18 protein-coding genes and 2 pseudogenes are annotated in these 21,849 nt (G+C 59.2%); all 20 read right to left on the reverse strand.

Annotated features, from left to right (window positions below; translation table 11 throughout):
* Positions 1–2: 2 nt before the first annotated feature.
* Positions 3–1,649, reverse strand: a complete 1,647-nt coding sequence (gene nifE, locus CV770_RS07470; protein WP_104461848.1) for a nitrogenase iron-molybdenum cofactor biosynthesis protein NifE — start codon at positions 1,647–1,649, stop codon at positions 3–5.
* Positions 1,650–1,742: 93 nt separating this feature from the next.
* Entirely contained in the window at positions 1,743–3,299 is a 1,557-nt protein-coding gene (nifK, locus tag CV770_RS07475) for a nitrogenase molybdenum-iron protein subunit beta (RefSeq protein WP_104461849.1), read from the reverse strand.
* 66 nt (positions 3,300–3,365) lie between these two features.
* Positions 3,366–4,868 carry a nitrogenase molybdenum-iron protein alpha chain gene (gene nifD / locus CV770_RS07480; RefSeq protein ID WP_104461886.1) on the reverse strand — a complete coding sequence of 501 codons (1,503 nt, stop codon included), beginning with the start codon at positions 4,866–4,868 and terminating at the stop codon, positions 3,366–3,368.
* 448 nt (positions 4,869–5,316) lie between these two features.
* On the reverse strand, positions 5,317–6,489 hold the full coding sequence (locus CV770_RS07485) for a cysteine desulfurase (RefSeq protein ID WP_245453697.1): 1,173 nt from the start codon (positions 6,487–6,489) through the stop codon (positions 5,317–5,319).
* Between the two features lie 77 nt (positions 6,490–6,566).
* Positions 6,567–7,144: pseudogene (locus CV770_RS07490) on the reverse strand (SufB/SufD family protein); the annotation flags it as partial.
* A 194-nt stretch (positions 7,145–7,338) separates the two neighbouring features.
* Complete coding sequence (locus CV770_RS07495) at positions 7,339–7,533, reverse strand: 4Fe-4S binding protein (RefSeq protein ID WP_104461851.1); 195 nt, start codon at positions 7,531–7,533, stop codon at positions 7,339–7,341.
* 744 nt (positions 7,534–8,277) lie between these two features.
* Positions 8,278–9,390 (reverse strand): alanine dehydrogenase, encoded by a 1,113-nt coding sequence (gene ald, locus CV770_RS07500; protein ID WP_104461852.1) that lies wholly within the window; start codon positions 9,388–9,390, stop codon positions 8,278–8,280.
* 388 nt (positions 9,391–9,778) lie between these two features.
* Positions 9,779–10,825 (reverse strand): hydrogenase expression/formation protein HypE, encoded by a 1,047-nt coding sequence (gene hypE / locus CV770_RS07505; RefSeq protein ID WP_104461853.1) that lies wholly within the window; start codon positions 10,823–10,825, stop codon positions 9,779–9,781.
* A complete protein-coding gene (gene hypD, locus CV770_RS07510) occupies positions 10,822–11,964 on the reverse strand; it encodes a hydrogenase formation protein HypD (RefSeq protein WP_104461854.1) in 1,143 nt (380 codons plus the stop codon). Before hypD ends, hypE begins: the two co-directional genes overlap by 4 nt.
* Positions 11,961–12,137 carry a HypC/HybG/HupF family hydrogenase formation chaperone gene (locus CV770_RS07515; protein ID WP_312014118.1) on the reverse strand — a complete coding sequence of 59 codons (177 nt, stop codon included), beginning with the start codon at positions 12,135–12,137 and terminating at the stop codon, positions 11,961–11,963. Before CV770_RS07515 ends, hypD begins: the two co-directional genes overlap by 4 nt.
* A gap of 58 nt (positions 12,138–12,195) precedes the next feature.
* On the reverse strand, positions 12,196–14,451 hold the full coding sequence (hypF, locus tag CV770_RS07520) for a carbamoyltransferase HypF (RefSeq protein ID WP_104461856.1): 2,256 nt from the start codon (positions 14,449–14,451) through the stop codon (positions 12,196–12,198).
* Positions 14,448–15,407, reverse strand: coding sequence for a hydrogenase nickel incorporation protein HypB (hypB, locus tag CV770_RS07525; RefSeq protein ID WP_201759733.1), 960 nt, complete (start codon positions 15,405–15,407; stop codon positions 14,448–14,450). Before hypB ends, hypF begins: the two co-directional genes overlap by 4 nt.
* Complete coding sequence (hypA, locus tag CV770_RS07530) at positions 15,407–15,748, reverse strand: hydrogenase maturation nickel metallochaperone HypA (protein WP_104461857.1); 342 nt, start codon at positions 15,746–15,748, stop codon at positions 15,407–15,409. Before hypA ends, hypB begins: the two co-directional genes overlap by 1 nt.
* Positions 15,741–16,835 carry a nickel-dependent hydrogenase large subunit gene (locus CV770_RS42490; RefSeq protein ID WP_146101260.1) on the reverse strand — a complete coding sequence of 365 codons (1,095 nt, stop codon included), beginning with the start codon at positions 16,833–16,835 and terminating at the stop codon, positions 15,741–15,743. Before CV770_RS42490 ends, hypA begins: the two co-directional genes overlap by 8 nt.
* Positions 16,836–16,935: 100 nt before the next feature.
* A complete protein-coding gene (locus CV770_RS07545; RefSeq protein ID WP_201759734.1) occupies positions 16,936–17,799 on the reverse strand; it encodes a hydrogenase expression/formation protein in 864 nt (287 codons plus the stop codon).
* Positions 17,796–18,242 (reverse strand): hypothetical protein, encoded by a 447-nt coding sequence (locus CV770_RS07550; RefSeq protein ID WP_201759735.1) that lies wholly within the window; start codon positions 18,240–18,242, stop codon positions 17,796–17,798. The genes CV770_RS07545 and CV770_RS07550 overlap by 4 nt, the downstream gene beginning before the upstream one ends.
* Before the next feature lie 190 nt (positions 18,243–18,432).
* Entirely contained in the window at positions 18,433–18,723 is a 291-nt protein-coding gene (locus tag CV770_RS07555) for a HypC/HybG/HupF family hydrogenase formation chaperone (protein ID WP_104461859.1), read from the reverse strand.
* A gap of 16 nt (positions 18,724–18,739) precedes the next feature.
* Positions 18,740–19,324, reverse strand: a complete 585-nt coding sequence (locus CV770_RS07560; protein ID WP_104461860.1) for a HyaD/HybD family hydrogenase maturation endopeptidase — start codon at positions 19,322–19,324, stop codon at positions 18,740–18,742.
* 11 nt (positions 19,325–19,335) lie between these two features.
* Positions 19,336–20,045, reverse strand: a pseudogene (gene cybH, locus CV770_RS07565) (Ni/Fe-hydrogenase, b-type cytochrome subunit).
* A gap of 4 nt (positions 20,046–20,049) precedes the next feature.
* Positions 20,050–21,840 (reverse strand): nickel-dependent hydrogenase large subunit, encoded by a 1,791-nt coding sequence (locus tag CV770_RS07570; protein WP_104461862.1) that lies wholly within the window; start codon positions 21,838–21,840, stop codon positions 20,050–20,052.
* Between the last annotated feature and the right edge of the window lie 9 nt (positions 21,841–21,849).

Here is a 21,849-nt window from a genome sequence, read left to right on the forward strand (position 1 = left end):
CCCTACTCTGCGGCTTGTCGCATGGCAGACGGCTCGGACACCAAGATACCTTCGATGCGACTTTGGCAGCAGCCACCGACCGCATTGGTATGCTCTCTCACCGCTGCGACGCTCCTCAGGCCGTGCGCGTATATTGCATCCTCAATCGTGCCCAGATCGACCGTGTTACACACGCAGATCTTCCTCGCACGGCGCGCGGTTTCGGCGAGCGCCGGATCGGAGGCGATCGCCGCCACCGGCGATTGCATCTGCTCCATCGCCTTGGCCAATGCCTGCCATGGTGCCGGTCGACGTAGCTGCTCCCACATCGGACTGGAGAGCGACTTATCGATTTCCTCCACCAGCTTGACCATTCCGACATAGCCCATATAGGCGTGGCAACGCTCCTGGTTGATATCGAGCCAGGGCATCGCCGCCTTCAGCGCGACGAACTGCGACTTGCCGCCCGATAGCATGATGTCCGCTTTTGCGTCCTTCAACATCTTATACATTTCGCGCGGCGTCATGTCCTCAATCATGTGGGCATCCTGCCCCATCAGCTCCTTGATGCGCTCCTTGTCTTTCCTGGTTGATTTCTTGATGCTGGTTCCGACTAACTCAAGCCCGGCTTCCTGGAGTGCCGCAACGACCGACCATGACTTGACGCCGCCGGTAATCAACAAGGCCTTCTTGCCTTCCAAGCGGGGCTTGTACGGCTTGATCGCATCCCAGGCCCACGCTTCCTCGCGCGCGATCACCGCTTCGGTGCGTCCGAGCAGATCTGTCGGCGCGCCGCGTTCAACCAATAAGCGGGCAAGCTGACGCAGTGATTCGCTCGAATCTTGAATACCGTAGAACGACCCCTCGAAGAACGGGATCCCGTACCGCTGCTCCATCTTGCGTGCGACGTTCATCATGGACTTTGAGCACACCAACATCGCCGCCCGCGCGCGATGAGATGAAGCGACTTCGCAATACTTGCCATCGCCGGAGATACAGGAAAGAATCCGTACTCCAAGCTCGTCTAGCAATGGCTTCACTTGCCAGAGTTCTCCCGAAAGGTTGTATTCCCCGATCAGGTTGATATCGTACGGGGTGGTGTGGTCCGGCTCTTGCGTCCCGATCACATAATCGAGCAGCGCCTCGCCGGCGAGCTTGTTACCCAGGTTCTTCGAGCCGACGAAGCCCGGGGAATTGATCGGGATCACCGGCTTTGCGAACCTTTGAGATGCCGCCTTACAGACTGCGTGGATGTCGTCGCCGATCATCGCCGGAATGCAGGTTTGATAGACGAAGATGGCGGGCGGGTCGCACTTGTCGATGATCTCCTTGATTGCTTTGCAGAGCCGCTTCTCGCCTCCGAATACAATATCGGTTTCGCTCAAATCGGTTGTGAACGCGGTGCGCCACAGATTCGAGCCTGACGACGCCGCGCCGCGATTGTCCCAGGAATTACCTTCGCACGCGATCGGACCATGCACCAAGTGAGCGACATCGGTGAACGGCTGCAGCGCAACCTTGGCGCCATCGAAAGCACAGCCCCCGGCAGCGCTACCCGGCTGCAGTTGTTTTGTGCAGCCCCTCTTGCGTTCAGCCTCCGGCTTACTGCCGTTCTTGGCGCAGCCCGGCTCGTTGAAAACATTCTGGACCGTGGCCGCTAGTGAACTCATCCCTTTTTCCTCCGCAAATTAATTGCATGGTCAACCGTCGTGTGCTTGTGCCATCCTCGGGTGCTCGGGCGATGGCACGCGCACGGTCGCTCATCAACGAATGATGTCGAAGCTGTAATCAGTTTTGCCAAGAACGTTTGTCTTCTTGTCGATCTCATCGAAGATCTTGTCCAGGATCTTCACCAGCACATTCAGGCCACCCTGATAGCCCCATAGAGGGGAGCGGTGATGGTGATGCCGATCAAAAACCGGAAAGCCGATGCGGATCAGTGGCGTTCCTGTATCGCGCTCCAGATACTTGCCATAGGTGTTGCCAATCAGAAAATCGACTGGCTCGGTGAACAGGAGTGAGCGCATGTGCCAGAGGTCTCGGCCGGGATAGGCTTGGCACCCTTGCCCAAATGGCGAGCTTGCAAGCAGCACCTGCATTTTTTCGTGCCAGGCCTTGTTGCCGTTGGTGGACAGCACATGTGTCGGTTCGGCGCCGAGTTCGAGCAGAAACGCAGCCAACCCATAGCAAAGATCCGGATCGCCATAGATCGCGAACTTCTTGCCATGGATATGCGCGCTGGAGTCAGCGATAGCGTCGACTAGGCGGCCACGTTCTCGCGCGAGTTGCTCGGGAATCTCCTTGCCGCTGATGCGTGACAGCGCCACGATAAAGTCATCCGTTGCGGATAAGCCCACCGGGTAGTTGAAGGAGACGACCTCCTGCCCATGCCCAGCCACGAATGGCAGCGTTTTTTCGGTGCACCACTGCTGCATGGAGATTGTCGCCTTAGCGTGAACCGCGTTGGCCGCATCTTCCAGCGTCGTGCCCCCGTCATACATCCGGAATTCGCCGTCGGTCGGAGTATCGAAGACTTCAGAATTATCCGCGAGGATGGTGTGCTGGATGCCCATCAACGCCAAGATGCGCTTGATCTCGCGAAGGTTTCCGACGGTATAGCCATCGAACCCACCGATGATGTTGATCGCCCCGTTCTGCTTGCGCTTCAGCTTCGGCGCTGTTCCGGCCTTACCGTCCCAAAAATGCTCCAGAATGCCCTTGAGCGCATTGTCATAACCGGTGACGTGGCTGCCGACGAACGCCGGCGTATGGGCGAATGGCACATCGAAGTTCGCCGGAACCGACCCTTTTTCTTTCGACGTTTTGATGAAGGCGTTGAGGTCATCGCCGATCACCTCGGCCATGCAGGTCGTAGAGACCGCAATCATCTTGGGTTTGTACATGTTATAGCTGTTTGCGAGCCCGTCGATCATGTTGTTCAGGCCGCCGAATACGGCAGCGTCTTCCGTCATCGACGAAGAGACGCAGGAAGACGGCTCCTTGAAGTGCCGCGACAGATGACTGCGGTAATAAGCCACGCAGCCTTGCGAGCCGTGGACGAAGGGCAACGTGCCCTCAAAGCCAACAGAGGCGAACACGGCGCCAAGCGGCTGGCAGGCCTTCGCCGGATTTACCGCTAGCGCCTCCCGCGCAAAGTTCTTTTCCCGATATTCGGCCGTTTTCGTCCATTCCTTGATACGTTCGACCTCGGCGGGATCGCGAGGATTCTCGAATATCTTCTTCTTGGCCAGCATCTGCTGGTATTCTGGACCGCGGAAAAGCTCGAGATGATCGAGCACGTGTTCGGCACTCTGCGCCATTGTTGAAATCCTTCACTATCGAGATTGGTATCGCCCCGGCTTTCCCACAGAGCGAGATGAGTTGCTCTATTCTGCAGCCAGAAGTTTGGCCCTTGAAGCTTCCTTCCAGGGGGCCTTCGTTTTCTTCCAGATCGGCGAGTTGACGGCCATGTCCATGTCGCGCGCAAAGATCGCAAAGCCGTCATAACCGTGATATGGACCCGAATAGTCCCAGGAGTGCATCTGCCGGAAAGGCACACCCATCTTTTGGAAAACGTATTTTTCCTTGATGCCCGAGCCGACAAGGTCAGGCTGGAGCTGCTCGACGAAGCGCTCGAACTCATAGCCATTGACGTCATCGTAGATGAGCGTGCTGTCCTTTACGTAGTGCTGAGCTGTGCGCTGATAGTCGTCGTTGTGACCGAACTCGTATCCAGTGCCAATGACTTCCATCCCGAGGTCCTCGTATGCGCCAATCACATGACGCGGACGGAGCCCGCCGACGTACAGCATCACCGTCTTGCCCTCCAGGCGCGGGCGATATTTCGCGATCACGGCGTTCACCAGCGGTTGGTACTTTTCAATCACCCGCTCGGCGCCTTCCTTGATCTTGTCGTCGAAATAGCCCGCAATCTTGCGCAGCGACTCTGCGATCTTTGAAGGTCCGAAGAAGTTGTACTCGCACCAGGGGATACCGAACTTCTCTTCCATGTGGCGTGAGATGTAGTTCATGGAACGGTAGCAATGCAGAATGTTGAGCTTTGCTTTCGGCGTTGCCTCGAGCTCAGCCAGTGAACCGTCGCCGGACCACTGCGCGATCACCCGCAGGCCCATCTCCTCTAGTAGAATTCGTGATGACCAGGCGTCGCCGCCGATATTGTAGTCTCCGATGATCGCCACATCGTACGGCGTCGGCTCAAACTTTGGTTTACCATCGGACTCGAGCTGATCGAAAATCCAATCGCGCACCGCGTCGTTGGCAATGTGATGGCCTAGTGACTGCGACACGCCCCGAAAGCCCTCACAACGGACCGGCACGATGGTCTTGCCGCCATATTCCTTGGATTTCGCTCTCGACACGGCCTCGATGTCGTCGCCGATCAATCCGATCGGGCATTCCGATTGGATCGTGATGCCGTTGTTGAGCGGAAACAGCTCCTGGATTTCGTCAAGAATTTTGACCAGCTTTTTGTCGCCACCGAATACGATATCCTTTTCCTGGAAGTCGGAGGTGAACTGCAGGGTCACGAAGCTATCGATGCCCGTCGTGCCAACGTAATAATTGCGTCGCGAGCCCCACGAATACTGACCGCAGCCTACCGGGCCATGGCTGATATGGACCATGTCCTTGATCGGTCCCCAGACCACCCCCTTTGACCCTGCATAAGCGCAGCCTCTGATCGTCATCACGCCAGGTATGGATTTGATGTTGGACTTCACCCCGCAATCTGACTTGCCGGCTTGGTGAACGTTGAGGTGCTTGGCACGCCGTTTCGCGGTTTTCTCCGGATAGACCTTCAGCACCTCCTCGATCAGCTCTTTGTTGCGAGCCCTGATTTCTGCGATGCTCTGGGTCGTGGCGAGACTCATCTGATGTCCTTCAAAGGTTAGCTGTTGCGAGGGCGGCGTCTTGAGCAAGACTTTTGCAACCAGCATGCCAGCGCCTCGCGAGCACCAAAAAACACAGCAATCAAAATCGCTTAGCGCGCCCGGTGCGGTGACAGGGGGTGTTGTTGCGAACCCGACATCAGGCTTTGAGCAGAGAACGCTTGGTTTTGCCCTGTTCGAAATGGAACAAGGGCTGGCTACCTGTAAAATCGACCGCCCAATTCTCGAGGGCGTCCGATCGCAGTACTCTGCGCTCGCCGAAGGCGGCCGTACAGGAAGGCCGGTTCGCCGACACAGGCTTGCCAATGCTATTTATGCTTGCTGAGATCTACAGGTGCTTACCTGCTGTGATGTCGATGAGGTGCATGACCTCATCCTCCAGACCTCAATTCGAGCTATCTCGCCACCTGGACGTCGTAGGCCCGCCGAATTACGAGAACAGCTGCCGCGCCTTGATAAGCGCCCGCACGAGCACATCAATTTCTTCATGAGTATTGTAAAGTCCAAGGGACGCACGGCACGTCGCCAGCAAGCCAAATCGCTTGAGCAGCGGCATCGCACAGTGGGCCCCCGCCCGCATCGCTACACCGGCGCGGTCGACGACGGTGGCAATATCATGCGCGTGCGCACCCTCCATATCAAAGGAAATGATCGGACCCTTCTCGGCCGGGGTCCCGATCAAGCGCACGAAGTTGACGTCCGCCAGCTTCTCCTGCGCGTAAGCGAGCAGTACGCTCTCGTGCCTGCGGATCTGCACCTTGCCTATCGAATTGATGTAATCGATAGCCGCCCCTAAACCGATGGCTTCGACGATCGGCGGCGTACCCGCTTCGAACCGGTGTGACGGATCAGCATAAATGACGCCGGAACGCGAGACCTCGCGGACCATCTCCCCGCCGCCATTGAAGGGCGGCATCGATCCCAGATGCTCAGACTTGCCGTAAAGCACACCGATGCCAGTCGGACCATAGAGTTTGTGGCCCGTCATGACGTAGAAATCGCAATTAGTATCGCAGACGTCCGCGCTCAGATGGACGCAAGCTTGCGAGCCGCCGACCAGCACCGGGATACCACGAGCATGCGCGATCCTCACCACGTCTTTCGCCGGCAACACTGTGCCGAGCACGTTCGACATTTGTGTGATTGCAACCATCTTGGTGCGCGGGGTCAGCAGTCGCTCAAAATCATCGAGTAAGAAGTTTCCGTCATCATCCACTGGCGCCCATTTGATCACTGCACCGAATCGTTCCCTGAGAAGGTGCCATGGCACAATGTTGGAGTGGTGTTCCATAATCGAGAGAACGATCTCATCACCCGGGGTAATGCGTTCCCGGCCAAAAGTCTGGGCGACCAGATTGATTGCCTCCGTGGCGCTCCGAGTGAAGATGATCTCTTCGTTTAAACGCGCGATCACGAACCGCGCCACTTTGGTACGGGCGCCTTCATACGCCTCGGTCGCCGCGTTAGCGAGGTAGTGCAAGCTGCGATGAACGTTGGCGTATTCGCTGGAGTACACCTGCATCATACGGTCAAGCACCGCGTTGGGCTTTTGCGCGGATGCAGCGTTATCGAGGTAAACAAGCGGCTTGCCGTACACCGTCATGGCGAGCGCAGGAAAGTCCGTACGCAGACGGTTGACCTCGTAACTACCGCGAGCGTTGCTTCTATCCGACCAGGCCGAGAGGTTGGCACCACGGAGCCGAGATATTTCTGCACCAGTTCGGGATGCTCGCGGATCGCCTCCGAGATCGGCATGAAGATCACGCCGGCCTTCTTCAGCTCCGCCTTGAAGGTGGTCGCAACCGGGACCGAGTCGAAGACAGCATCGACCGCGATCTTGCGGCGCGCCGGATCTTCCTCGCCGGGCTTGGGTTCCACACCTTCGAGCATGGCGACTTCCCGCAGGGGAATGCCGAGTTTCTCGTAGGTCTTCAGGATCTCCGGATCGATCTCATCCAGCGAGGTGACCGTCTTCTTCGGCATCGGTGCCGCGTAGTAGTAGAGATCCTGGAAATCGATCTTGGGATAGTCGACGCGCGCCCAGTCGGCTCGGTCATGGTCAGCCAGCGCCGATAGGCTTCCAGCCGCCACTGGAGCATCCAGTCGGGTTCGTTCTTCTTCTGCGAGATGAATTTTACGATCTCTTCCGACAGACCCTTCGGGGCCTTCTCGGAGTCGATCAGGGTCTCAAACCCATAACGATACTGGTCGACGTCGATGCGCTTCACGCGCTCGACCGTCTCTTGTACGGCTACCATTGCCCGCTCCACTCGCGCAACGACAACTCCCGTTGGAGAGGATTCCGCCACAATCTATCTGAGCGGATCGCGCAAGTTGCCGCCGACTCGGGGTCAGCGAGTGAGAGAAATAGAAGACGGATCCAAAAGGCGGCGGCGGTCGACCGCGTTTTCATCATGTTTCGTGCCGGAGCTCCTCTCATCGGCTACTCCACCTACGCCGGCACGCAAGTATCGGGCACCGGACAAACGACGGCGCATTGCGGCGCGTCAAAGTGCCCCTCACATTGGGTACACTGGGTCGGATTGATCACATATATGTCTTTCTTCAGGTTGATCGCGGCATTGGGACATTCGAACTCGCATGCACCGCAGACGGTGCACTGGGATGCGATTATCTTGTAGGCCATCACTGCGATTCCATGAGCGAAAGTTGCGGGACAATTTCTTGCTTTCAAGTCTTGTGCCAGACAGTTTAACTTGATTTTGTCTGGGCTATTTTCGAGAACGCAAGTCGCCGTCTCGACACGGTGTCGCAAATCCTACACCGCGCATGACAGTAGCTTGAGCTCGATGCCGTGGTTTGCGATGGTCGATCTCACGGCAGCCAGTGATCAGGTGAACCGCGTTCGCCAGCCTCAAGGAACAATCTCCGATCCTTGCTAAGGCCGCCGTGCCGCGGCGATGGATGCGCCGCACGACTTCAAAAAGTTCTCCGCCGGTGTGTCGGGTCGACCCCGAGCCGCCTCTTGATGGATCCACTCACCGGGCAGCGGCGCCTTCAGCGACAGCACCACGGTAACCCGCGCAGTCATCACCGGCCCGGTTGGCGTCGCCACAGACAGTCAGAATCGCGGCGATCGGGCCAGACAAAGTCGGTCCGGTGATCGCGGGCCCCCAGCGGACCCGCAGGACGCATTCTCAGTTGCCCTGGATTACCCGGCAAAACCGGCATTCATATGCGCTGTATGGACCGAAAGTACATTGTCTCGCATCGTGCGGGGACTAAAGCCGGGCGTTCGTCTGGTGATCCTCCGCTTCGCTCCAAGTTCGAAATAAATGCCGGCGCCGGTCAGCAGATCGATGGAGTCAAAAAAAGCCACCCCGAAGGGTGGCCTAAGTCAGGGAGGAAACGCCCATAAGGGCCTCTGGGATCAGGCCGCAGCCTGTTCGATCGGTGAGAAGGGCAGCCCGAGGCTTTCGGCCACCGCTTCGTAAGTTAGCCGGCCCCGATGGACGTTGAGGCCTGCGCGCAAATGCGGATTTTCGAGCACGGCGGAAAAGCCCATGTCGGCCAGAGCCAAACCAAACGGCAGCGTCGCGTTGTTCAGTGCTTGGCTCGAGGTCAGCGGCACGGCACCGGGCATATTGGCCACGCAATAATGAATGATGCCATCCACTTCGTAAGTAGGATCAGCGTGAGTGGTTGGGTGCGATGTCTCAAAGCAGCCGCCCTGATCGATAGCGACGTCCACGAGCACCGCCCTCTTGCGCATCGAGCTCAGCATGCTCCGGCGGACCAGCTTCGGCGCGCTCGCACCTGGAACGAGCACCGCACCAATCACGACATCCGCCGCAAATATCTCTTCCTCCACAGAGCCGATAGTCGAAAACCTGGTGCGAGCGCGTCCTTCGAATAGCTCGTCCAGCTCGCGGAGCCGGAGTATCGAACGGTCGATGATGGTCACCTCTGCGCCCAGACCAACCGCCATGCGTGCCGCGTGCGTACCAACGACGCCACCTCCGATCACCACGATTCTGGCAGGCTGAACACCGGGCACCCCACCGATCAACAGCCCTCGTCCGCCTGCATTCCGCTTCAGGGCGCTGCCCGCCGCTTCGATCGCAAGCCTACCCGCGACCTCGCTCATCGGCGCCAGCAGCGGAAGACCACCATGCGGATCAGTTACGGTCTCGTAGGCGATCGCAGTGCATCCAGATTTCAGGAGGCCCTTGGCCTGATCCGGGTCGGGGGCCAGATGCAGATAAGTGAACAGGATCTGATCTTCCCGCAGCTGACACCATTCCGATGGCTGAGGTTCCTTAACCTTTACGATCATCTCGCTCGATGCGAATACCTCGGCTGCGGAGGTTAGAATCGTTCCGCCAACATTGCGATAATCGTCGTCGGTTGCACCAATACCAGCGCCCGCATTTGTCTCGATCATCACGCGGTGGCCCGCTGCCACGTATTCGCGGACAGCTCCCGGGGTAAGGCCCACGCGATATTCATGCGCCTTGATTTCCTTGGGGACTCCGACCTTCATTTGAAAACTCCCTGCCTGGAGCGCCTTTCTAATCGGAAGCGAGCAGCGATATTGCGACGCAGCCGTCGAAATGGCGCAGAAATTCAACGATATTTGACAAGCTTCGCAGGATTTCAAACCCACGGGGGTTCCGAGCGATCGTGTGACCATGCTCGCTGAGCTTAACCGGCGGAACTGCGCGATGGCGATGAACTGTCTCGAATTGCGTTCTCGGCTCGTGGAAAAGCTAACAACCGAAATTCAGCACGCCTAAAGAGCGAAACCGCAGTCTGCCGGTTGGGCAGATTGTCCATAGAAGGGATCGCTTTCAGAGCTAATGGGTGATGGGTGATGGCTCATGACGATTGATCATAAACTTGGTTGCAAAAACTGGATGATGCGCAGCGTGTTAACAGATGCGAGGCAATTGTTCGCCCCACAACCAGTCGACGACTCGTCGACCGCCGAAACTGGTCGCCATCTGCACAAATTTCCGATTGTCAGCCACTGCTTCGCCGATATCAGCTGCGTCGGACCCGAGCGGATGCGCCTTCATGGCTGCAAGCACGGCATCGGCCAAATCAGGCGCGACGATCGCAACGAGCTTGCCTTCGTTGGCGACATGGATCGGATCGAGTCCAAGGAGTTCGCAGGTAGCCGCAACCGCCGGCTTCACCGGAATGGATGCTTCCTGCAGACGGAACCCGAGCTCGGATTGATGCGCAATCTCGTTCAGGGTCGCGGCAAGCCCACCGCGCGTGGGGTCGCGCATCACCCGGATGCCGCTACCGCCGGCGGCAACCATGACCTCGACGAGGTTATGCAACGCTGCGGAATCCGAGACGACCTCGGTTTGAAAAACGACGTTCTGGCGTTTTGACATGATCGCCACCCCATGATCGCCGACGCTACCGGAGACCAGCACACGGTCCCCGACCCTAGCCTTGTCGGCGGAGAGATCGAGCCCATCGGCCACAATCCCGATCCCTGTCGTAGAGATGAACAGACCATCCGCCTTGCCGCGCTCGACGACCTTGGTGTCTCCGGCAATGATGTAAACGCCGGCACTGCGCGCTGCCGCGCCCATGGAATCCGCGATCGCCTTCAGATCAGAAAACGGGAAGCCCTCCTCGATGATAAAACTAGCCGACAGATAGAGGGGACGCGCGCCGGACATGGCGACATCATTGATCGTGCCGTGCACAGCCAGTGACCCGATATTGCCGCCGGGAAAGAACAGCGGCGAGACCACATAGCCGTCGGTCGTCATCACCATCCTGCCTGCCGCAACGTCAAACGCCGACTGATCATTGCAGCGGGCGAGCCATTCATTACCAAAGGCTTGGTGAAAAAGGCCGGAGATCAGCTGTGCCATGGCACGGCCCCCGGATCCGTGAGAAAGATCAACGCGTCCGTTCTCGACGTCGAGCTTGCGTTGGTAACCCTTTACACTCATGACGTCCGCCTCAACGGTTCATCGCGAACTCGGCCATAGGTCCAATAGGCCGCACAAGCGCCTTCCGATGATACCATGCAGGATCCTATGGGAGTTTCTGGCGTGCAGACGGTTCCAAACAGCTTACACTCGACCGGCCGCTTGGCGCCACGCAGGATCGCGCAGCACTCGCACGCCGGATTGTCTGCGACACGCAGATCGTGGATCGCAAAACGCGTCTCAGCGTCGAATTGCGCGTAAGCCCGTTTCAGCTTCAGTCCGCTGTTGGGTACGAGTCCGAGCCCACGCCATTCAAACTGCTCGCGCAGTTCGAATATCTGCGATACCTCGTCCTTGGCGCGCCGATTGCCTTCACGCGTCACCGCCCGACTGTATTGGTTCTCCACCTCGTAGCGGTCTTCGTTCACCTGCCGCACCAGCATCAGAATTGCCTGCATCACATCGAGCGGTTCAAATCCCGCGATCACGATCGGCTTGCCAAATTGTTCTGCCAGGGGCTCGTAAGGCTGCGTACCGATAATGGTGCTAACATGTGCAGGCCCGATGAAGCCGTCAATTGGAACCCCGCCGGTGTCGCGAATTTTGGGGTTCTCGAGAATGCTGTGCATCGCAGAGGGTGTAAGCACGTGGTTGCAGAACACACTGAGGCCCTTCAGCCGCTTCTTCTCAGCAATTCGGATCATCACCGCGGTCGGGGGCGTCGTGGTCTCAAATCCGATGGCAAAGAAAACCACCTCGCGGCTCGGCGCCTGTTCGGCGAGCCGGATAGCGTCGAGCGTCGAGTAGACCATCCGAATGTCGGCGCCGAGCGCTTTAGCTCGCAACAGGGACTGTCCTTGCGGCCCAGGCGCGCGCATCAGGTCACCGTAGACGCACAGAGTGACCTCCGGTCGATCGACAAGCCGGACCGCCATGTCGATTCGACTGGCGGGCAGAACGCAGACGGGACAACCGGGCCCGTGGATCATGCGGACGTTCGCGGGCAGCAGATCCTCCAGGCCATAACGGGAGATCGCATGAGTGTGCCCGCCGCAGAATTCCATGAACCGATAAGCTCTTTGCGAACTAACCTCGGCGCCAATCGCACGCGCAATTCCCTGCGCGATGGCCTTGTCGCGAAACTCGTCGGCATATTTCATGATCGGCGTTCCCCTGCGCTGCCTAGCTCCTGCAGCAGCTCCAGCGTGCGCTTGGCTTCCATCGGATCGATCTTGGCCAGCGCATAGCCGACATGGACAAGGACGCAATCGCCGACCTCGAGCTCGTCGACGAGGGCGATCGATATCTCCAGGCTGATGCCATCGATGGACACTATGGCCACGTCGTTGGGAAGAATTTTCGCAATCTTTGCCGGAACCGAAAGACACATATCAGGCTGTTCCTACCCTGGCGGATGAGTGTTGAGCTATCTGCAGGGCGGCAATCCAGGCCTGGCCAAGGCTCAAACCGCCATCATTGGGCGGCACCCGCCGTGGCACGAGCGGGGTAAGGCCGGCAGCGCTGCAACCGCGCGGGATTTCATCCGCCAGCACCGCGTTCAGGAAGCAGCCGCCGCTCAGAACGACCGTATCAACGCCCGTTGTCCGCGCGGACCGCGTGACCCAGTCGACGCAGGCGGCGGCGAAGGTGCCCTGAAACAGCCCGGCTCCGCCCACCGCGTCAATGTCATTTGCAATCAAGCGCGCAAACAGCGGACGAAGCGACAGCTCGCCGCCATCGATCGTCCAGCCGGCTTCGAGAATCGCGGTCCGCCGCGCCAGCGCCTCGAGCTTCATCGCCGCTTCGCCCTCATAGCTCTGCAAACTCGCAATCCCCAGCAGCGCCGCTGCCGCGTCGAACAACCGGCCCGCACTGGTCGTGGTGGCCCCGCCCGGCTGTTCGAGCAAGGCCGACACACATCCAGCCTGCCGTTGCGCCGCAAAGCGCGGCCCGATTTCGTTACCCCGGCCGAGCTCATGTAATACTGCGCTGGCCATGCGCCACGGCTCGCGGGCTGCACGATCTCCACCAGGCATTTGCAGGGGCGCTAAGTGCCCGATGCGTCGGCACCTCGTCCCTTCGCACAACAATAGCTCGCCACCCCAATTACCGCCCTCGGAGCCAAGGCCATGGCCATCGAGCACCAGGGCAAGCGCAGGTCCCGTATGGCCATGCTCGGCGATCACTGCGGCAGCGTGTGCGTGGTGATGCTGGACAGCGACCAGCGCGCGGCCATTTGCTTCCGCAAACCGGGTAGAAGCCATATCGGGATGCAGATCGTGGGCGATGGCGACAGGCTCCACATCGAGGCTCGATGTGAGGTGTCGGACCGTCTCCTCGAACGCACGGATGCCTTCGGCCGTATCCAGATCGCCAATATGCTGAGAGACGAACGCTTGGTTGTCCCGCGTGATGGTGACGGTCGATTTCAGTGCGCCGCCGACGGCGAGTACGGGCGGCACAGACATCACAAGCCTGATCGGTTCGGGAACATAGCCACGGGCACGACGAATGAATTGCTGCCGGCCAGCCACGACCGACACCACGGAGTCATCAGCACGCGTCACTATATCGCGATCATGGGTCACGATAAGGTCGGAGATCCCCTTGAGCCGCCCCAGCGCCTGCGCGTTGTCGATCAGGAGCGGTTCGCCGCAACGATTGGCACTGGTGGCGACGATGACCGGGCCGGTCCGCTCACATGCTCCTGCTGTGCGAAGCGCATGAAGGATGAGGTGATGAAGCGGCGCTACGGGCAGCATAACACCCACGCGCGATAAGCCAGGAGCTATGGCGGGCGCCAAATTGTTGCGCGAAGGCAGAAGGACGATGGGGCGTGCTACGGATTCGAGCAGCGCAAGCTCTGGCGCGTTCGCCTCCGCGATGTCACTGACGCGCTCTATGGACTCTACCATAACCGCGAACGGCTTCTGAAGGCGCTGCTTTCTCCTGCGCAAACGCTGCACCGCGTCCTGGTTACGCGCATCGCAAAGAAGCTGGTATCCCCCGAGCCCCTTGATCGCCACGATTTGTCCCCTCGTGATTGCCGCGACGATGGTGCTGATCCCATGGCTGAGCCGAGGCCCGCATGTCGGACACGCGATCGCCTCCGCATGAAACCTGCGGCTCGACGGATCGGCATATTCGGCCGCGCAGGCGGCGCACAGCCTAAAAGCCCTCATCACGGTGTTGCGCCGGTCGTACGGCAGCCGTTTGGCGATGGTGTAGCGTGGGCCGCAATGGCAGCAACTGATGAAGGGGTAAAGGTAATGCCGATTTTCTGGATCGAACAGCTCGCTGAGGCATTGCTGGCAGGCAGCAGCATCAGCGACGATCTGCGTTGACAATTTGCCGCCTTCGCTCGTGCCGATCGAAAAGCCTTTCGCCGCGAGCGCCGCAGTCTCCCGAACGCAGATATCGTCGATGCGTGCCAATGGAGGCGCCTCGAGCGGCAACGTGGCGACAAACTCCAACGCACGTTGGCCCTCGACCTCGATCGTAACGCCTTCGGGGCCATTGATGACAAATCCCGCCAATCCGTAGCGCATGGCGAGTCCATAGACGTAAGGACGAAAGCCGACCCCTTGCACGGCCCCACTCACGCGCACGCGCAGCCGCGTTCGGTCGCAGGTGGTTGGCACGCTCATCGCCTTATGTCCTCTAGGGCGCGCCTCTGATGCCCCGCCTGTCTATCGATCCAGGCGTAGAGCGCGTCAAAACCCTCACCCGTACGAGCCGAAACTACAAGCACGTCGATCTTTGGATTGACTCGTCTAGCGTATCCGATCGTCTTGCCCAAATCGAACTCAAGCAGCGGGGCCAGATCAATCTTGTTGATCACCATGAGCGAAGAAGCGGCAAACATGTCAGGATATTTGAGCGGCTTGTCTTCACCTTCGGTAGTCGACAGCACTACGATCTTGCAGGCCTCGCCAAGATCGAAGGCTGCGGGACAGATTAGATTACCGACGTTCTCGATGAAGAGAATGCCACCCGTGAGCAGCGGCAAGCGGCGATAAGCCTCGCCAATCATCGCAGCGTCGAGATGGCAACCCTTGCCGGTGTTGACTTGAATGGCTGGCACGCCGGCGGCCCGAATGCGTTCGGCATCATTCGAGGTCTGCTGGTCGCCTTCGATGACCCCGACCGGCCGGCTACGCTTGAGCTCAGACACCCCGCGGACGAGCAGCGTCGTTTTACCTGCACCGGGACTGGACAAAAGATTAAATACAAGCAGGTCATCGGCGACGAAGAGCGCGCGGTTGTCCGCCGCAATCCCATTATTCTTGCCAAGAATATCGCGCCCAATCTGGATGACCCGCTTTCTGCCTATGCCCGCGACCTTCAAGCCAGCCGGCCCGGCGCCGCCGCTCAGAAGCGCCTGCCCACCGTGAGCCTGGTGATGGGCAGAGCGACGATGGCGACTATGACTATCGCCAGCATGGTTTGAACGCTGCGGACCTTGGTCCTCATGCGGACGGGCACAATAGCGATCGCAATCGTTCTGCACATGGGCATCGGATCGCTCATGGCTCTTCGCATCATGCGCCTTGGCGCGTTTGCTCGACGGCGTCTCTTCGGTGCAGCCGCAAACAGTACACATCAATCGATCTCCAGTTCTTTCACGCGCATCTGTTCGCCCGCGGTTACCTGCAACTGATAGCTGCCGCAGCAAGGACAGCATTCACCACGTCGCGCAATCTCGACGCTCTTTGAACAGCTCATGCACCAGGCAACGCCTGGCAGTTCGACGATATTAAGGACTGCACCCTCGGCAACGGTCCGCCTCGCAACGACCGCAAAGCAGAACCTGATTGCTTCAGGCGCGGCATGACTCAGCGCTCCCATCTCTAGACAGACGCTCCGCACCCGCGAAAGCGATCGGTGACGTACCTCCTCCTCGACGATTTGAATGATGCCAAGACAAATCGCCATTTCATGCATCGCCAACTTCGCGAAAATTGAGTGTGAACCCGACGCAAGGATCGAGCGATGCAATCACGGCATCGACCGCATCCCGACGTCGCCTATCCGTCAGCACCGCGCCCTGCAGGCTGCGGACAAGCGGTCCGCGCGGGTGGAAATTCCACTCCGTCGGCGCAAGGAATTCGAAGAGCGATATCCGGCCCTGAGGATCAAGCTCAACCGCGTGGTAGAGACGCCCCCTGGCGCATTCGACCGCGGCCGCCGCACGGCCGGGCCCTAACTTATATCTTTCGATAATTCCATGCTCCGCCGAGTCAATCTGAGCACCGGCCTTGAGCCAGGCACATAACCGGAGGGCTTCGGCAATTCTGGCCCTCAGCCGCTCGGCCGCACCGGAGGGGCTCGGCGAGAGCCGATCACGCGTCATTTGGCGCGCCCATGGGCCCGTCTCGGGCACCTGGCCGTCAATATCTGGACAATAGCAAAATGTCGTGCCATCCACGAGCAGCCGTTTAATGATGTTGAGGTCGTCAGCAACGGACAGGAACGAGTGCTCCGCCGGAATTGACTTCAGGCCGATCTCATCAAGCCTTGCAATGCGAAGCGCCAATGGGCTATCGGACCTCACTGCGCCCCCCTCATTCGACATGCCGAGCGCGTTCAGCGCAGCCACGATCCGCACTGTTGCTTCGCATTGAGCTGAGCTCCAGGCTGGCTGTGCGCTACCGACAAGCGCTGACATTCCCCGCATAAGAGAGCGAATCGCCGCCGCACTGGCGATGTCTTGCGCAAGATGTCCGACAAACACGCCCCGTAGCAACTCCGCGATGCGCTCGATAACGATAAGCGCAATACGATGCTGTTTTGTCGTACGGGTGATCACTTCGTCGCGCGCCGTCTCGACCGCGGACAGCAGTGCAGTTTGCTGCGCAGCGGCACACAACGCGAAGAGCCGCGGCAGCACCTTGAGCAGCAACGAGGCCTGTTTGCCAGCGAACAACCGCGCCAGCGGCGGCCGGACTCGTGGCAGGATCTCGATCGCGGCGACTACGTCGGCAGCTACTGATACGGTTACATCGATTTTGTTCTGGGCAGCGAGGCTCATGCGCACCGCTCCGCCAACATCCTGCGCGAGTTATGCCGGCGATCGCTGCGCCCGCGCCGTCTACGGGATCCCACCCGACGCCGAACGTTCTCCAAGCTCTTCATGTGAAATACGCCTTAATAATTTCCTGCATGCGCTCAGCAGAGTCCTGGAAATCCTCGTCGGCAGCCAACGCAACAATCGGAACGCCGCCGACCTCCAGCGTATCAAGGATGATATTGTCCGTAGAACTGAAGAACTGCACCGACCAGACGTTCCTGATCCCGGTCGCCTGCACTCGGCACGTGCTGTAGCCACGGAAGATGAGTTGGACCGGGCCATTGCCCACGCTTTGCTGCAGGAATGCCAGGTCGATAACGCTCATCGGCAGCAAGGTGAGATTGATGACATGCGCGCGCATGCCAAAGCGCCAGACGCGCGCCCGCTCGCGTATCTCGGCGAGCAACGGTTGCACGTTCATCGCGCCGTCCGGCGCCGCGCCGATCGCAAGATCGGCGGACGTCAGGTCAGTTGCGGCGCGCCGGACGATCTGCGGGATCGCTCCGACCTCAAGATATTCGTGCGCCGGCTCGCTCCCGATGTGCACGCGCCAGATTCCCGCAAGCACCGACTCCTGGATTTGCGCCAAGGAGCCATCTGGCAGCGCAACCACGCCGGCGACCTCACCTTCTCCGAGCACTTCGCCTATCAGCTTGCGCTCGGGATCGGTGAGATTCGCGAGTCCGTACAGTTGTGTCCGAGCGCTGCTTCTCTGGCTGCCAACGGCAGCAGCGGTACTCGATAACAGCGCCATGGCATTCGGATAGTTCCTTGCAAGCTCGTCGCCTTCGCGCCAAGCGCGCTTGGCGAGCCCAGTCGCACTCGTCAACCCACTATAGAATACATCGAGACGTCCAGAGCCCGTGGCAAGGTTACTCGCTGCCCCGTCGGCGCCGTCGGATACAACGCGGATCGCTGTTTTCATGATGCGATGTTCCGTTGGCTGTATCGAGAGGCAGTGCACGTGCCGACACAAGCGCTGCCGGCGTGTGGCCAAACAATCGGTACCGAGATGCGATCGATCGTGGCCAAACGGACCGGTCTCCTGCCGATCAGGCGGAGCGTATCGTGCCGATGGCACAGGATCGGCGTCGACGGGCCTCGCAGGCCGAGCCACTCAACCAGTACGCCACCTATGCCGCGCTCAGGCACTGTACCTTTCATGCGCCGCCGAAACGCCTTGACGATTTCAGGAAGTAAGAATGCGACGTAGATGATCCGGAGCAAATATAGGGGATCGACCGCCCGCAGCGGCATCACGGCCGCCCTCAAGGGAGCGTGCGCGACCAGGCGCGCATCGACGCTGACGCCCTCCACGTCGGACAGAGCGGGCCGCGCCAGACCATGCTGCGTCGGCTGCAACTTCATCACACGCCTTCCTGATCATGTTCGGTTCTGCTAGCAGGGCATTAGCAAGGCGCATGCCAATCACCGCCTGGACGCGACTCGCGCTCGAACCAACGGCTCGAAACGCCTCACATTTTCGATGCAAGGTTACATGCGGCTGGGATACGTTTTTGTGAGCAAGCCTAGTCGGCGCAACCGGCGAGCGGAACTGCTAGCGTAGGTGCTCCGGCAATTGCGGCTCATGACCGATCAAGTCCGCAAAGAAGCGATCGCAGTCCTGGCCGTTGAGACTTGCCTCAAGCCCGGCAAGTGCTTCCGAGATCAGCCTTGCTTCATTTTCGTCCAAAAGCCGCACCGCGCTGTCGATATGAACGAGCACCTTGGCGCCGGCCGAGGCGTCGGAGAGCAGCATGACCGAGACGCGCCGTTGTTCATTGCCATACTCGCACAGCGCCGTGATGCCGTCGGTCTCGACAATCGTCATTGGCAAGCCAAGGCACATGGTCAATCGCAGGCCGCTAGATCGGCTGCGCCCCCATCTCATAGTTTGCATGGTCGATATTGTTCGCCAACAGCCGTTCTGAAGCAGGCAGCGGCGCGGTCCGCGGCTTTGCCGGCGAGTCCCATTGCGCTAGGAGTTTGCAAGCCAGTTCAATCGCAGGCGCAATCTGAAAGCGTACCGGGGCGGTCAGCGGACCACCCCAATGCTCCAAGTCCAGCGGCTGACAACCGATGAGAGCGAGCTCTCGCGGGCGGCGGCCAAGCAGGACGGCCGCACTCAAGACCTCCTGAAAGCCGGTCTGATGCAGGCTCACCTTCTTGGCGGCGGTAAATGTTGGCACTTCCTCATCTCGCACAAGCTTCAACTGCCCGGGCAGCAATCCATAGTCGACGGCATCGAACACGATCAGGCAATCGGCCTGCTCAAGAAAACTAACGAGGTAGAGACCCTGTGTGCCGCCATCGAGGACGGTTACGTTGTCATCGATCGCGTAGCGGCGATGAAACTCCTCGACCACCCGCACGCCGAATCCCTCATCGGCCCACAGGATATTGCCGATGCCGAGCACCAGGATCCTTTTCTTGTTTTCCGGATTCAGCATCCGCTTGCCAGTCAATCGTAAAATCCGCGCTCACCCGAGATCACAGTAGAGACGCTCCGGCGCGACCTAAGTCTTCCCGGACCGCCGCGTAGATGTGGACCAGCGCAAAGGTCAGGATCACCCACAGGCCGAGATGATGCCAGGTATGGACGTCCTGGCTGTTCGGCCAAATTGAAAATACCCAGCCGAACAGCTTGTACTGCCAGCTGTCAGTACCGGAACCTTGCCCATAAAGTGCAAAGCCTGTGACGACCATGAACGTGATCGTCTGCGTAAACATGAAGAACATCGCGAGCTGAGCAAGACGGTTGTGCCCGACGCGCGGCTCGGGCTCAACTGTAAGGAACGCATACCAGCGAATCTCGTGGTACACCTCGCGCCAAAAGCACTTGCGCCAGAGCGGCACCCAAAAGATCTGCATGGCATGCGCGTTTCCGATCAACGCCCAGTAGATCCGCAGAAGAAAGCCGATACTGAGCACATATCCCCACGAGAAATGAGCAAAGCGGATATAGCCGAACAGGAAATCGCCGCTTGCCTCTACCGAAATCGCCGGTGTCCCGGTTCCAATGACATAGCCGGTTAAACTCAGCATCAGAATGGCCGCCGCATTAACCCAATGCCACAGTCGCACCGGCGCGTAAGCGATACCAGCGCCGATGCTCCGTTCAGTGGGTTCCGCATCGACGGCAGCAAGGAGCTTTCGAGCTCTGTCCAGCATGTCGTTAACGAACATTGATTGAGGCCATTTCCTGGCCGTCAGGACTCATCACGTGGGTCGAGCAAGCCAAGCACGGATCAAAGGAGTGGATCGTGCGCAAGATCTCCAGGGGCCGCTGCGGATCGACCATCGGGGTACCGATCAGGGAGGCTTCAAAAGCGCCAATATTGCCCTTGTGATCGCGAGGAGATCCGTTCCACGTCGTCGGCACGACACATTGATAATTGTCGATCTTGGCGCCTTTGATCTTGATCCAGTGCCCAAGTGCACCGCGCGGGGCCTCACTGAACCCGAAGCCCTTGGCCTCCTTGTGCCAGCTTTCCGGCTTCCATCTACTGACATCGGCAGTTGCCGTATTGCCTGCCTTGATGTGGATTACGAGCTTATCTTGGAAATAACGCATCTGATGCGCCGCCCACTGGCATTCGAGCGCCCGCGCTGCAGTACGGCCAAGCGTCGAGAACAGCGCAGTCAGGGGAAGATTGAGCCCCTTGAGCAGTCTCTCGGCCGGCTCCTTGAACTCGGCTTTGCCTTGCGCATAACCGATGATGTATCGCGCCAACGGCCCGACCTCCACGGCGTGGCCGCGCCAGCGCGGCGCTTTGATCCAGGAATACTTGCCGCCTTCATCGAGTTCCTTGATATCTGTCTTACTGCCTTTGAGTTTTGGCCCAAGTTCAAAACGCGGCTCGGTGATACCGTCCCAGGGATGCAGTCCACAGCAATCGCTGGGGTATTTATACCATGAATGCGCGACGAATTCCTGGATCTGCTCGGGATCACCATGGTCGATCGGCAGTATCTCCTTGAGATTGCCACCGAGAATGACCCCACGCGGCAGCTTCAAACTTTTGGCGGAACAGTCATTTGCGATTTCGGGGATGTCGCCATAGGACATCACGCTCTTGCTCGAAAGTCCGCCGCCATGAAGCCAGTCCTTATAGAACGAGCAGATCGCGGCAATGTCGGGCAGGTAGACCTGCTCGACAAATTCGATCGAACGGTCGATGATCGAGGACACGATGTTCAGACGCTCAATATTGATCGCACCCACCGCACCAGTTCCCTCGATGTTGATCGCACAGGGCACGCCGCCGACCAGCCAGTTCGGATGCGGGTTCTTACCGCCATAGATAGCTTGGATCTTGACGATCTCCTTCTGGAAGTCCAGCGCTTCCAGATAATGCGCTACAGCCATCAGGTTCGCTTCCGGTGGCAGCTTGTAGGCCGGATGCCCCCAATAGCCATTCTTGAACGGACCGAGTTGTCCTGATCCGAAGAATTTGGTGAGCCGGATCTGCAAATCTTTAAAATAGCCAGGAGACGACAGCGGCCAGGGCGAGATAGACTGCGCGAGCGCGGAGGTCGACTTGGGATCGGCCTTGAGCGCGGAGACCACGTCGACCCAATCTAGCGCGTGCAGGTGATAGAAATGTACGAGGTGATCATGCACGAGCAGGCACAACTGCATGATGTTGCGGATCGAATTGGCATTCTCCGGAATCGCAATTCCAAGTGCATTTTCAACCGCGCGCACGGAGGTGAGCGCATGGGTGCCGGTGCAGACTCCGCAAATCCGCTCGGTGAACGCCCAGGCGTCGCGCGGATCGCGCCCGCGCAGGATGACTTCGATGCCGCGCCACATCGTCCCGCTTGAGACCGCATTGCGGATCACATTGTCGGAATCGAGATTGGCTTCGACACGCAGGTGGCCTTCGACCCGCGTCAGCGGATCGATGACGATTCGCCTGCCTGAACGATCGAGATTGAACCCGTTCGGTGTCTGGACGGCCACCGTCGCCCC

It is taken from the genome of Bradyrhizobium sp. AC87j1 (assembly GCF_002936975.1).
Classification (GTDB): Bacteria; Pseudomonadota; Alphaproteobacteria; order Rhizobiales; family Xanthobacteraceae; genus Bradyrhizobium; species Bradyrhizobium shewense.